Genomic DNA, 12,504 nt, shown 5'->3' with positions numbered 1-12,504 from the left:
TCAGACCTGGGTGAACGGTTCGAGTTCGGGGTGCGCCTCGCACCAGGTGCGGCGGTCCCTCTCGACGGCCCGGCGGGCGGTGCCGTGCTGGTCCCCCGGCGGCGGCAGGTCGTCCATGGCCCGCTCGGCGCCGGCCATGGACTCGGTGAACTCCCGTCCCGCCGGGGTCAGTGCGGGGTGCGCCCGCAGGACGGGCAGGACGGCGGCGACCTGGGCCCGGATCCTGGCGTGCTGGGCCCAGGCGCCGCGGGCCCCGTACAGGGCGGCGCGCTGCCAGTACCCGGCCAGCGCGAGGTGGGCGTACGCGCCGTGCAGCAGCCCGTCCAGGGGGCGGGGGTCGCTGCGCCAGGGGGCCCAGTGCCGGGGCGTGCGGTCGGCGGTGTGCAGGGTCAGGACGTCGGCGAGGGCACTGAGCTTGCCGTGCTGGACCTCGTGGACCAGGGTCGCGGCGAGCGCGGGCGGGGCCTGCGCGCGGGCCAGCACCGAGCCCGCGGCCGCCGGGAGGGTGGCGCCGTGGGAGCGGGACACGCCGCCCAGCGGGACGACGGAGCGCAGCAGTTGGACGGTCTCCTCGGCGCGGACGCTGTCGTACCGCTGGAGGAGGGTGAGGGCGCCGGTCCACTGGGTGTCCCAGCGCTTGTGCCCCTTGGGCGTGAGCCTGCGGGCGGGGCGGACGGAGGCGGTCGCGGGGGCCGCCGTGGGGAAGACGGGGCCGGGGGCCCGGTAGGGGTCGAGGTCGTCGAGGGCGGTCCGGCCCCCGGGCAGGGTGTGCAGGGGCAGGGTCGCGGGGTCGTCGGAGTCCCAGGAGCGTTCGGTGAGCGTGGCCGGGCCGGGCCGGTCCGGCCGCAGCAGCCCCAGCGTGGGCAGCAGGAGCTTGCCCTGCACGGGGCGCAGGGTGAGGGTGAAGGAGATCCCGGAGCGCAGCGCGGCGGCCGCGGCGAGGGCGCCGAGGTGCGCGAGGTCGGGGGCGGGTCCGTACGGGGCGTGCAGCCGGCGCAGCGTCTCCTCGGCCCACACCCCGGTGGCCGGGTAGTGCAGTACGTCGCGCACCGCGCGCGGGTCCCGCCGCTCGGCCGCCTCCAGCAGGGCCCAGTGGTCGGCGGCCTCCCCGGCCGCGCCGCCGGGGGCGCCGTCGAGGACCGCGCGCAGCAGGAGCAGCCGCTTGGAGCGGCGTACGTCGCGCACCAGGCGGGTGCCGTCCGCGGAGGGTTCGCCGGAGCCGAGGGCGCGCAGGGTCGAGGAGGTGACGGCGAAGGCGGCGAGCGGTGCGGTCACGAGGCGGCCGCCGGAGGGGCGCCTGCGGCGCGGTGCACGGCGGCGGCGACGTGCCGGATCAGGGCGGTGAGGTCGGCGCAGTACACGGAGGGCTGCCGGAAGCCCTCCCCGGCCCGGTAGCGGTGCGGGTAGTGGCCGCCGCCGCACACCTCCACGAGTGCGCAGGCCCGGCAGCCGTCGGCGAGCGCCTCCCGGCCCAGCTGGCGGGCGGCGAGCCCGGGGTGGTCCAGCAGTTGGTCGAAGCTGTGGGTGTCCAGGGTCAGGCCGGTGGCGGCGGCGCCCTCGTAGGCCGATTTCAGCGAGTCGGCCTGCTCGATGGAGCCGTCGGTCTCGATCACGGCGGTGGTGGCGGGTGCGAGGCCGAGGGTCTCGGTGGCGGCGGGCAGGCCGAGCAGCAGGGCGATGATCTCCTCGAACATGCCGATGCGGGTGCGCCGCACCGCGTCGTGCCACCAGCGTTCGAAGACGGCGACGAGCCAGTCGGCGTACGGGGTGGGGTCGCCGGGGCGGTGACAGGGCGGCGGGGAGCTCCAGTTGGCGAGCGGGAGGAGCAGGCCGAGGGTGGGCGGGGCGAAGGCGAGCAGCGACTCGTAGGTCTCCACCGGGTCCTGGCGGGGGTCGACGACGCAGAGCACCCCGGCGTAGCTGTGCGGGTGCCGGGCCAGCAGCCGCAGCCCGCGGGCGGCGGCGCCGAACCCGGGTTGCCCGGAGCGGTCCAGGCGCCGGGCGTTGTGCGCGGGCAGTCCCCCGTCGAGGCTGACCCCGACGCGGATCCCGGCGGCTTCGAGTGCGGCGAGGCGGCCGCGGGTGAGCAGGGTGCCGTTGGTCTGGACGGTGGCGGTGACCCGGGTGCGGGGCGCGGCGCGGGCCACGGCGGCGCGGACGGCGTCGACGGGTGCGGCGAGCCCGGCGGGTGCGGTGAGGAGCGGCTCGCCCCCGTGCAGGACCAGGTCGATGCGGGCGGGGCGGTGGGCGGCGGCGTGTTCGGCGATCCGCTCGGCGGCCCGGGCGACGGTGGCCGGGGTCATGGTGGACGGCTGGGTGCGCCAGCTCTGGTCGGCCATCTCGTAGACGTAGCAGTAGGTGCAGGCGAGGTTGCAGCGGCTGCGGGTCTTGAGGACGAACTGCCGTATCGGGTGCGGGCGGTGGCCTGCGGCGCGCAGCGCGGGTACGTCGAGGCGGGTGTAGGGCCAGGGGGCGTGGGCGGCGTGCCGCCGGTCGACCGCGGCGGGGTCGGGGGCCGCCCGGCGCGGGGCGGGGCCGGTGGCGGGGCCGCCGGGGCCCGAGGGATCGGGCAGGGCGGGGTCGGTCGTGATCGCTCGCCTCATCGCCTGCACCTCCCTCCCCCGGCTGCCGCCGGGAGGCATGCCCGGGGGACGGTCCATCCCTGCCCGGCGGACGGTCCCGGCTAACGGCGGAAAGTGGTCAAGTCGCGTGCGGCCGGGACGGATCAGACAACTCCGGAGTCGAAGGCGTTCAGGATCTCGGCCGGGTGGGTCACCCGTTCGACCATGCCTTCGATCACCTGGGCGAGTACGGGGTGGTCGATCCGGCGCAGCGCGGCCAGATCCAGCCCGGAGAGGTCCGGCAGCCGCCCGGGGCACTCCGTCCGGGGGGTCGCGCCGGACCCGTCCTGGCGTTTGGTCACCATGCCTCGCGCGTCCCCCTGTCGTATCGGCGTCGGCGGTCCCCTGCCCTTTCCCCGTGGCCGGTCCACGGAAACGGCGGACCGGGCTCCGCGGCGGATTCCTCAGAGCCCCGCCTCCAGGACCCGTACCCGCGCGCGCAGGGCTTCGTGCCGGTCGTCGACGCCGGTGTCCGGGCCGAGCCGGGTCCACAGCTCCAGTGCGGAGCGGTAGGCGTCCAGCGCGGCCCGGGGCCTGGCCAGCCGCTCCAGCACTTCCCCGCGGAGCTCCTGCACCTGGGCGGCCAGCCGGACGGCGGCGTCCCGGCTCTCCTGGCTGCCGTGGTGCTCGCGGTGTTCACGGTGCTCCTGGGGGCCGTCCCGGTCCGCGTCCAGGGCGGCCCGCCAGGCCCGCCGGTAGGAGTCCGCGGCCCGGTCCAGCCGGTCCGCCGCCCGGGTGTGGGCGTGGATCTCCTGCTGGACGTCCCCGTGGTCCCACCAGGCGCGGGCCTGCTCCAGGGGGCTGCGGCTCTGCCGGACGGCCAGCTCCAGCAGGTGCTCCGCCTCCCGCAGGTCCACCAGGTCACCCTCGTAGGTGTGGCGGAGCCGAAGGCCCGCGGCGAGCCGCAGCAGCCGGTGCGCGGCCCGGTGGTCGGACTGCGGAACGGCGGCCCGGCTCTCGCGCAGCACCCGCACGGCGGCCCCGCTGGAGCTGCGGCCGCCCGGGGTCCGGGCCCGGGCCAGGAGCACCTCGCCCCATTCGGGCAGCAGTTCCCCGAAGGCCTCCGCGTCGCGGGGGATCAGACGCCGGGCCCGGCCGTAGGCCTCGGCCGCATCCTGGAGGGCGGCCGGGTCCCCGTCCCGTTCGTAGCGGGCCCTGTGCACCCGGGCCGTGCCGACCAGGGCGGCCACCCGCAGTTCCGGGTCGCCGGCGGCCTCCTCCAGGGCCGCGGCGAGCTGGCCGGAGGCCTCCTCCAGACGGCCGGGCAGGTGGCGCAGCGCGGTCGCCCGCTCCACCCGGACCCGCGCCCGCTCCTCGCGGGCGGCGGCCGGGTCCACGACCAGCCGGGCCGCGGCCTCGAAGGCCAGCTCGGTGCGCTCGGCCGGGTCGGAGGTGCGGGCCAGGAGCGCGAGCAGCACCCGGCCGAGCGCCAGGTGCAGTTCGGCCCCGGCGCGCGCGTACGACCGTGCCCCGGCGTACGCCCCGCCCCCGGACCGCCCTCCACCCCCCACGGGGGTGCCCGTGCCCGTGCCGGAGGCAGGGCCGGGGTCCGCGGCCGCACCCGGGGCAGGGCCCTCGCCCGCGGCAGCGGGGGAGCCGGAGCCCTCGCCGGCACCGGGACCCGGGGCCGCGCCCGAGGCGGGGCCCGCGCCCGGGGAAGCGGCCTGTCCAGGAGCAGGGGCCGGGCCAGAGCCACTGCCCGGAACAGAGCCCCCGCCCGTACTCGGGCCCGGGCCCGAGGCAGGACCGGGGGCCGGGCCCACGCCCGGGGCCGCACCCGAGGCGGGGCCCGGGCCAGGGGCCGGGGCCCCGCCCGGGTCAGTGGCCGAGGCGGGGCCCGGGCCAGGGGCCGGGGCCCCGCCCGGGTCAGTGGCCGCGCCCGCGCCGGGGCCCGCGCCGGTGGTCGGGGTCGTGCCCGGGGCAGAGGCCGTGCCGGGGGCGGAGGCTCCGGCCGGAGAACGGCCCGGGGCCGGGGCGGGCCCGCCCACGCCAGGAGTTGGAGTCGCACCCGAGGCGGAGCCTGGGCCCGAGCCGGGGCCCGAGGCAGGGCCCGAGCCGGGGCCCGAGCCCTGGCCCGAGCCGGGGCCCGAGGCAGGGCCCGCGCCGGGGGCTGTGGCCGCGCCTGGGGGCGGGGCGGGAGGGCGGCCCGGCGTCGGGGCGGGGCCTGCCAGGGGTTCCAGGGTGGCTCGGGCTTCGCGGAGCGCGCCCGGGTCGTCGCGGAGTTCGCTCAGCCTGATCAGGGTCTGCGCCCGCCGCACGGCGCAGGCGCCCCGTAACGGGCCGGCCGGGTCCGCCACGGCGCCCGCCGCGGCGAACTCCCGGTCGGCGGCGGCCAGCAGCTCCGCGTCGGGTTCCCCCGCGAGGGCCCGCTCGTACAGGGCGCGGCCGCGGGCCAGCCGGGCCGGGGCCGTGACCAGCCCGGTCACGGCCCGTTCGGCCTCGGCGAGGAGTTCCGGGCCGCCCTCGGCCGCCCACAACTGCAGCAGCGCCTGAGCCAGTTCGGTCTCGGCCTCCTCCGGCGGGTCCTCCGGCCCGGCCGGGGCCGCGACCGCCCGGCGCAGCACCGCCACGGCCTCGTACAGCGCGCGGGTGTCCGCCTCGGCCTCCGCGTCGGCGAGCCGGTCCCGGGCGGTGCGTACCGCCCAGGCCCGGCCGGCCGCCGGGGCGTCGGCGGCCGGCGCGGCCAGACGGGCGGCCGGGCGCGCCTCGGGGCCGTCGCCCGCGGTGGTGCCCGGCAGGCCGGGGACGTCCGGCAGGTAGCGGCGTACGACCTTGGCCGACACCTGGGCGAAGGCCTGCGGGAGCGGCCCCGCGGGCAGCCGCTCGGGCTCCTGCGGGCCGTCGGGGTCCGCCCCGGCCGGCGCCCCGGTCAGCTGGGAGACGGCGAGGGCGGGGAAATTGCGCACGCCGCGGCCGAAATGCGCCAGGACGTACTCCGAGCAGTGCTTGAGCACCAGCGCGGCCTCGTCCCGCCCGAGCGGTCCCAGCAGGACGTCCTGCACCCCGGGGACGAACTCGTACCACTGGGCCGGAGCCGGTCCGCTGCGCCGCAGCAGTCCGCTCAGCAGCACCTCGGCCAGATCCGAGGGTTCGGAGTCCGGCAGCATCGTGCGCTGCACCAGCCGCATCACGGGCAGCGTCAGCGGGGCGGCGGACAGGTACACGGCCAGCTGGACGGCGCGCGGCGCGGCCGAGGAGCGGAAGCGCCGTACGAGCTCGCGCGGGGGCCGTGCGGCGGCGGGCGGCGGGGCGGGGGCGGACGGGTGCGCGGCCAGCACCCGGCCCACCTCGGCCGGTACGGGGCCGGTGCCGAGCCCGGCGACGAGCCGGGCCCACGCGCCGAGCGCACTGGCGCTCGGCGGCAGCACGGGCACGGCCAGGCCGCCGTCGGGCCGCCCGGGGCGCGGCGGCCGGTCCGAGCGGAATTTCAGCTTCCCCCCGCCGCCCTCGATCCGGGAGAGCCTGCCCCGTTCGGTCGGCAGCCAGCTGCGGCCCCACAGCCGCTGCGGCAGCGGCTGGACGACCACGCAGGGGGTGCATTCGGCCCACCGGTGCAGCAGCCGCTGCGCCTGGCCCTCGCGCCACAGCGGTCCGGTGCAGTCGGAGACCAGCAGGGTCAGCGCCCGTCCGGTCGGGTCGCGCAGCTGGTCGCCCGAGCGCAGGCCCGCGGCGGGCAGGGGGCAGCGGCCGAGCGCGGGCGTTCCGTCGGCGAGCCTGTGCAGGTAGTGGACCTGTACGTCCCGGAAGGCGCCCAGGCGCTCGCACACGGACCGCAGTTCCTCGAACATGTCCTGCCAGACCGCCATCGACGGGGAGGCGTCCATGACCAGCCGGGCGGTCGCCTCGCGGCGGCTGTCGGAGCGCAGCACCGGGATGATCAGCCCGAGGGCCCGGGCGCTGGCCTCCGCGGTGGCCGCCTCGTCGAGCACCAGCCGGGTGGGCGGGCCGGGCGCACGGTGGCGCTGGAGGGCGCGCAGGGCCCGCTGGATCTCCAGGATCCGCGGCAGTGCGGCAGCGCGGGGCACGCGTACGGGTACGCCCACCTCTTCCGGCAGTTCGCTACCGGCGGCCGCGCCGCGGCGCTCTCCGGCGGCATAGAGGCTGACCGGTTCCTCAGCCTCCGGACGGGCCGGCTCCGTCCCGCGTACGGGCTCCCCGGGCAGGCTGACCGGATCTTCGGCATCCGCCTGTACGGCCGGCTGCGCCACCTCCGGCCCGGCCGGCCCGGGCCGGCCGATCTTCCCGGCCAGCCAGAGGGCGTCGGCGAGCTCCTCGGCGGTCGGGTCGATCCCGGCGGCGCGCAGCAGGGCGGCCAGTTCACGGATGGGCACGTCGCCTCACCTCGGGCGGTCGAGGCGCTGGATGAGCAGGTCGGCGAGGTCCTCGCGGGTGGGCGGGGCGGCGTAGTGGGTGAGGTAGACGGCATTGAGCAGTTGGTCGGCGGCGACGAGTTCGGTCTGGGAGCGGCTGAGGAACTCCCGGATCAGGTCGGCCCCGAGGCGGGCGGCCTCCTCCCCGAGGTGGGCCCGGACCATGGTGGCGAGCCGCTTCTCGCCGGGCTGTCCGAGCCGGAGCTGGATGCAGCGCCGCAGCAGCGCGGCCGGGAAGTCCCGTTCCCCGTTGCTGGTCAGGATGATGAAGGGGAAGGACCGGCAGCGGATCCGGCCGTCCTGGACGGTCGCCTTCGCCCCGTCGTCGGTGAGCACCTGCACCTCGGGCTCGGTGTCGGCGACCCGTTCCAGCTCGGGGAGGGTGAACTCGCCTTCCTCCAGGACGTTGAGGAGGTCGTTGGGCAGGTCGACGTCGCTCTTGTCGAGCTCGTCGATCAGGAGCACCCGCGGGCGGGCCGTGGGCAGCAGGGCGGTGCCCAGCGGTCCGAGGCGGATGTACTTGCCGATGCCGGGCGCCCCGCCGGGGGCGCCGCCGCCGGCCGCGATCTGCACGTCCTGGAGCCTGGCGATGGCGTCGTAGCGGTAGAGGCCGTCCTGGAGCACGGTCCGGGAGACCACGGGCCAGCGCAGCACCCTGCCCAGCTTCAGCTCGTGGGCGACGGCGTGCGCGAGGGTGGACTTGCCGGTGCCGGGGAAGCCGGTCACGAGCAGGGGGCGGCGCAGGTACAGCGCCGCGTTGACGGCGTCGAGTTCCTCGGGCTCCGGCCGGTGGAGCTCGGCTGCCTGCCGGTGCGCCCCGAGCCGCCGGGCGACGGAGCCGTCCGATGCGGCGCCCTCCCCCGCAGGGCCGCCCGGCTCGCCGACCGGCCCGCCGTCGAAGTCCCGCCACGGCGGCGGGTCGGGCAGGGCGTCGATCCCGTCGTGGGGCTCGCCGACACCCCGGTAGATGAGCCATTCGTCGTTCATGGGTGCTGCTCCCTCCTGCCGCTCACAGGTCGCCCCGGAGCGGCTCGTCCTCGGGCAGGGGCCGCGCCGGGTCGTCCCACACGAGTGCGGTCCCCGCCGCCCAGTACGCGTCCGGGTCCGCGCCGTACGCCCTCCCGCGCAGCGCCTGGAGGCGCAGCGGCAGCGCCTGCGCCCGGCCCGCTTCGGCCAGTTCCTCCCGCAGCCCCCGGTGGAACGGCGCGCAGGACACCCCCGGGTCGGCCGGGGGGCGGCGACAGACCACCACCCCGTACCCGGCCTGCCGTACGGCATGCAGTGACCCCAGCGTGGGCTCCAGCGCGGCGGCCCGGCAGTGCACGGGCACGGTGTTGTCCGCGAGCGCCGCGAGCCACTGCGGGGAGGGGCTGCGCGGCCGGCCCCGTACGCAGTCGGCCCGTTCGTCCAGGAGCGGGCCGGTCTGCACCCGCGCCCAACGGGCGGCCGCGTCGGGGCCGGGGCAGCCGACGGGGCGGCGCAGCACCACGGGCCGCTGGACGCCCAGCGGCGCCCCGCCCACCAGCGTCCACTCGTCCACGGGCAGCCCGAACAGCTCGGGTTCCACGGCGACTTCGAGCAGGGCCGCCGCCTCGTGGGTGTCGCAGCGCCGGAAGGCTTCGGCGAGGGGGGCCCGCAGGGCCTCCGGCAGCCGGGCGGGGGCGGCTCGTACGCCGGAGTCCACCGGGGTGACCAGGCCGGGGCGGGCCGGGCCGGCGAGGACCGAGACCCGCCAGTCGTAGAGGTCCTCCCAGCCGTGCGCCCACACCTCCAGGAGGACCGAGGCCCCCGGTGTGAGCCCGCCGGCGGGCCGCGCCGGGCCGCGGCCGGTCCGTCCGGCGGCGGCCCGGCGGCGGCGTTCGCGTTCGGCGAGGCCCCGTTCGTGCCGCTCGCCGAGCTCCCGCCGCAGGGGCCGCCACAGCCGTTCGGCGGTGGCGCGGACCCAGTCCCACAGCTCCTCGTCGGCGCCGGGGGTGGGCGGCTCGCGGTGGTCGGCGACGCTCACGTCCGTCGCGTAGCGGAGCACCGCGGCGGCCTCCCCCGCCCCGTCGGGCGGGTCGTACAGCAGGCCGAGGCCGTCGCGCCAGCTCAGCGGGGCGGGCGGGTGCGGGTCGGGCTCCTCGCCGCGCGCCGCCTCGACCAGGGCCCGGACGACCTCCGAGGAGCCGGGCGGGGGCAGTTCGGCGAGCAGCCCGCACAGGGTGGTGCGCTCGCCCGGGGTGAGCCGGGCGCGGCCGCCGTGGGGTCCGCCGTCCGGCGGGGGGAGTTCGCCGTGCACGTCGGTCCAGGTCCGGCGGGTGTTCAGGTCGCTGAGGTGCTGGTCGTAGTGGTGCAGGTCGTGGGCCTGAAGGACCCGGCGGTAGAGCCCGGTCTGGCCGCGCCCGGCGGTGGGCAAGGTGCGCAGCTGGACGACGGAGACGGCCAGCCCGCCGCCGCCCGCGGGCCGCCGGGCCTTGACCACGCCGACGACCTCGCCGCGGGCGAGGTCGACGACGGGGCCGCCGGACATGCCGGGGGCGATCTCGTCGTCGTCGCCGAGGCGGATGGCTGCGCCGTTGCCCGCGGTGCCGCGCAGTCGGGTGGTGCGGCCGGTGATCTCGGGCGTGCCGAGGTCTTCGGTGCAGCCGAAGTAGGCGACGTCGTCGAAGCGGGGCCGGGAGCGGTCGGTCAGCCAGACGCAGGCGTGCGAGACGGGAGCCAGGACCCGGACGAGGGCCAGGTCGGGCAGGTCCCACAGGGCCCGCGGGGCGGGGCGGCGGTCGTCCAGCCGTTCGGGCAGGACGCATTCCACGCGGCCGGTGACCGTGCCGGTGGCCGCGCGGTTGCCGGCGTACCGGCCGGACTGGAAGGTGATGCCGACCTCGCGCCCGGTCAGCCGCACGGCGGCCCCCCCTTCACCGACCACGTGGGCACACGTGAGGACCCAGCCCGGAGCGATGAAGAAGCCGCTCCCCCAGGTGGGCCCGGTCCCGGGGGTTCCATACCCGTCCGGGGGCGCGTGGACGCGTACGGTCGCCGCTTGGACGAGGGGTTCGAGGAGCTCGTAGGCGCGCGTCGAGCCGGTCGTGCGCCCCTGTGTCATCCGCGCCCCCCGCTCGTGAGGCATTCAGGCTAGCGCCGGGGGCGCCGGGGGCGGGAGGGCTTCGGGTGCCCGCGGATTATCCTGGCGGGAAACACCCCCATCACGGCACGGAGCCCGACTTGTACTTCACCGATCGCGGCATCGAGGAGCTGGAGAAGCGGCGCGGCGAGGAGGAGGTCACCTTCGAGTGGCTCGCCGAGCAGCTGCGCACCTTCGTCGACCTGAACCCGGACTTCGAGGTCCCGGTGGAACGCCTGGCCACCTGGCTGGCCCGGCTGGACGACGAGGACGACGAGGACGAGTAGTCACCCCCGCCGGGCCGTCGGGCCCGGCCGTGCCGTGGCCTGCGGGCCCGCGGCACGCGGGAACGGCCCGGCTGCGCGAAGCAGTCGGGCCGTTCTCGTCTGCGCTGACCAGCAGCGCAAGGGGTGGTCCAGGTCGCCGGATCAGGCGGCCTTGGTCTCCCAGAAGATGCGGTCGATCTCGGCGATGAGGTCGAGCGCCTTCTGGCCGGTCGCCGGGTCGTTCGACGCCTTGGCGGCCGAGAGGGCCTTCAGGGTGTCGTTGACCAGGGCGTGCAGCTGCGGGTACTTCTCGAAGTGCGGCGGCTTGAAGTAGTCGCTCCACAGCACCGAGACGTGGTGCTTGGCCAGCTCGGCGCGCTGCTCCTTGATGGTGATGGCGCGCGCGCGGAAGTCGGCGTCGTCGTTGGCCTGGTACTTCTCCTGCACGGCCTTGACGGACTCGGCCTCGATGCGGGCCTGGGCAGGGTCGTACACGCCGCACGGCAGATCGCAGTGGGCGGAGACCTTCGCCTTGGGGGCGAAGAGGCGGGAAAGCATTGGAGTGTGTCCTCCTCGTGATCGTCTTCTCAAGGGGGAGATTACTCGCTGGGGAACCGGATTTCGCGGTCGCCCCCATGGGCTTAGGACAAAAGTCCAGCCGCGCGGTCGGACCGGTGAGCGAACGTACGGGGCGGTGCGGCAGCATGCGGGAAGGATGAGGAGGTCGCATGGTGGAGAACCGCCGCCGACGGTTTGCGTTCGAAGTGCTGGAGGTGACGGGGCCGTCGATGGTGCCGACGCTGCTCCACGGGGACCGGTTGGTGGTCCGTTACGGGGCGTCCGTGCGCCGGGGTGCCGTGGTGGTGCTGCGGCACCCGTTCCAGCAGGACCTGCTGGTCGTCAAGCGGGCGGTGGAGCGCCGGCCGGGCGGCTCGTGGTGGGTGCTCGGCGACAACCCGTACAACGAGACCGGCGACAGCACCGTCTACGGGGCGGTGCCCGACGAGCTGGTGCTGGCGACGGCGGTGCTGCGGTTCCGGCCGGCCGCCCCTGATCAGCGTTCGCTGAGGGCGCGGCTGTCCTGGGCGGTGTCGGCGCTGCGGCCGCTCTGGGCGGACCCCTCGGCCTCGCGCCGCTTGCGGGCGCGGTAGGCGGCCACGTTCGCCCGGGTGGCGCAGCGGTCGGAGCAGTAGCGCCGGGAGCGGTTGGTGGAGGTGTCGAGGTAGGCGTTGCGGCAGGGCGCCGCCTGGCACAGGCCGAGGCGGTCGGCGCCGTGCTCGGTGAGGTGGAAGGCCAGGCCCATGGACGCGATGGCGGCGTAGCCCGCTGAGGCGTTCGAGGGGTGGTCGGCGAGGTGGATGTGCCAGTGCGGGCTGCCGTCGGGGCTGGGGCTGTCGTGGCCGCTGATCTGCGGGCTGACCGGGAACTCCATGAGCAGGGAGTTCAGCAGGTCGACGGCGAGGGCGTGGTCGCCGCCGTCGGCGGCCTCGAAGACGGTGCGCAGCCGGCCGCGGACGTTGCGGAAGCGGGTGACGTCGGTGTCGGTGACGCGGCGCGCCATCTGCACACTGGCGCCGAACAGGGCGCGGACGGCGTCCACCGAGGTGAGCGAGTCCTTGTTGCGGGCCGGCTCCTCGGTGTTGACCAGGCGCACGGCGTAGTCCGAGTAATGGGCCAGTTCCACTTGTAGTCCTTACGGCTGCGGATTAGTGCCCCGGTAACGACCGAGACTGGTTCGAGGGTATTACGAACGAGGGAGTTCGTGACGGCTGATCCGGACAGGGCCGGGGCCCTGGCCGGCCCTGCCCTCCCCGGGTCCCGGACCTCGCGTGCGGTACGGGAAGTATTACGGACCACGCCCTCCGGTGGTTCCCGGAAACCACCGGCGGGGCCGCCTGCGCCTGGTGTTCCGGGTCGGCCCGGGCATGCGCGAGGGGCGGTACGGGTGTCCGTACCGCCCCTCGGGCGTCTGCCGGGCGTGTGCCGGTGTGTGCTGTGGGTCAGAGCACCTTGGACAGGAATGCCTTGGTGCGGTCGTGCTGGGGGTTGCCGAGGACGTCTCGGGGGTTGCCCGATTCGACGACGACGCCGCCGTCCATGAAGACGAGGTTGTCGCCGACCTCGCGGGCGAAGCCCATCTCGTGGGT

10 protein-coding genes and 2 pseudogenes are annotated in these 12,504 nt (G+C 76.9%); 3 read left to right on the top strand and 9 right to left on the bottom strand.

Annotated features, from left to right (window positions below; all coding sequences use genetic code 11):
• The 6 genes from IO30_RS0139795 to IO30_RS0139770 form a co-directional block, all read right to left on the bottom strand.
• On the bottom strand, positions 1 to 1,275 hold the full coding sequence (locus IO30_RS0139795; RefSeq protein ID WP_051859649.1) for an aKG-HExxH-type peptide beta-hydroxylase: 1,275 nt from the start codon (positions 1,273 to 1,275) through the stop codon (positions 1 to 3).
• Entirely contained in the window at positions 1,272 to 2,603 is a 1,332-nt protein-coding gene (locus tag IO30_RS0139790; RefSeq protein ID WP_237403412.1) for an FxsB family cyclophane-forming radical SAM/SPASM peptide maturase, read from the bottom strand. Before IO30_RS0139790 ends, IO30_RS0139795 begins: the two co-directional genes overlap by 4 nt.
• A 122-nt stretch (positions 2,604 to 2,725) precedes the next feature.
• Entirely contained in the window at positions 2,726 to 2,926 is a 201-nt protein-coding gene (gene fxsA, locus IO30_RS41550; protein WP_031156031.1) for an FxSxx-COOH cyclophane-containing RiPP peptide, read from the bottom strand.
• Between the two features lie 99 nt (positions 2,927 to 3,025).
• Positions 3,026 to 6,952, bottom strand: coding sequence for an SAV_2336 N-terminal domain-related protein (locus IO30_RS42535; RefSeq protein WP_051902870.1), 3,927 nt, complete (start codon positions 6,950 to 6,952; stop codon positions 3,026 to 3,028).
• Between the two features lie 6 nt (positions 6,953 to 6,958).
• Positions 6,959 to 7,978 (bottom strand): AAA family ATPase, encoded by a 1,020-nt coding sequence (locus IO30_RS0139775; RefSeq protein ID WP_031151573.1) that lies wholly within the window; start codon positions 7,976 to 7,978, stop codon positions 6,959 to 6,961.
• Between the two features lie 22 nt (positions 7,979 to 8,000).
• Complete coding sequence (locus tag IO30_RS0139770) at positions 8,001 to 10,073, bottom strand: VMAP-C domain-containing protein (protein WP_031151571.1); 2,073 nt, start codon at positions 10,071 to 10,073, stop codon at positions 8,001 to 8,003.
• A gap of 119 nt (positions 10,074 to 10,192) precedes the next feature.
• Here IO30_RS0139770 and IO30_RS0139765 point away from each other — a divergent pair, with 119 nt between their 5' ends.
• The gene (locus tag IO30_RS0139765) at positions 10,193 to 10,378 is read left to right on the top strand and encodes a DUF6104 family protein (RefSeq protein WP_010061466.1); all 186 of its coding nucleotides are present in this window, start codon (positions 10,193 to 10,195) and stop codon (positions 10,376 to 10,378) included.
• A 141-nt stretch (positions 10,379 to 10,519) separates the two neighbouring features.
• Here IO30_RS0139765 and sodN read toward each other — a convergent pair whose 3' ends face one another.
• Positions 10,520 to 10,915, bottom strand: a complete 396-nt coding sequence (gene sodN, locus IO30_RS0139760; protein ID WP_031151568.1) for a superoxide dismutase, Ni — start codon at positions 10,913 to 10,915, stop codon at positions 10,520 to 10,522.
• A gap of 170 nt (positions 10,916 to 11,085) precedes the next feature.
• Here sodN and sodX point away from each other — a divergent pair, with 170 nt between their 5' ends.
• Positions 11,086 to 11,508 carry a nickel-type superoxide dismutase maturation protease gene (gene sodX, locus IO30_RS0139755; RefSeq protein ID WP_031151566.1) on the top strand — a complete coding sequence of 141 codons (423 nt, stop codon included), beginning with the start codon at positions 11,086 to 11,088 and terminating at the stop codon, positions 11,506 to 11,508.
• Here the strand turns inward: sodX and IO30_RS0139750 are convergent.
• Entirely contained in the window at positions 11,412 to 12,041 is a 630-nt protein-coding gene (locus IO30_RS0139750; RefSeq protein ID WP_031151564.1) for a CGNR zinc finger domain-containing protein, read from the bottom strand. The genes sodX and IO30_RS0139750 overlap by 97 nt on opposite strands.
• A gap of 105 nt (positions 12,042 to 12,146) precedes the next feature.
• On the opposite strand from IO30_RS0139750, the pseudogene IO30_RS48250 reads away from it, so the two are divergent.
• A pseudogene (locus IO30_RS48250) lies at positions 12,147 to 12,241 on the top strand (SAM-dependent methyltransferase); the annotation flags it as partial.
• Positions 12,242 to 12,357: 116 nt separating this feature from the next.
• On the opposite strand, the pseudogene IO30_RS0139745 reads toward IO30_RS48250, so the two are convergent.
• A pseudogene (locus tag IO30_RS0139745) lies at positions 12,358 to 12,504 on the bottom strand (ectoine/hydroxyectoine ABC transporter ATP-binding protein EhuA); the annotation flags it as partial.

The sequence above is a fragment of the Streptomyces xanthophaeus genome (assembly GCF_000725805.1).
Classification (GTDB): domain Bacteria; phylum Actinomycetota; class Actinomycetes; order Streptomycetales; family Streptomycetaceae; genus Streptomyces; species Streptomyces xanthophaeus.
Note: the sequence above shows the minus strand (reverse complement) of the source record. Positions and strands in the feature narration are given on the sequence as shown.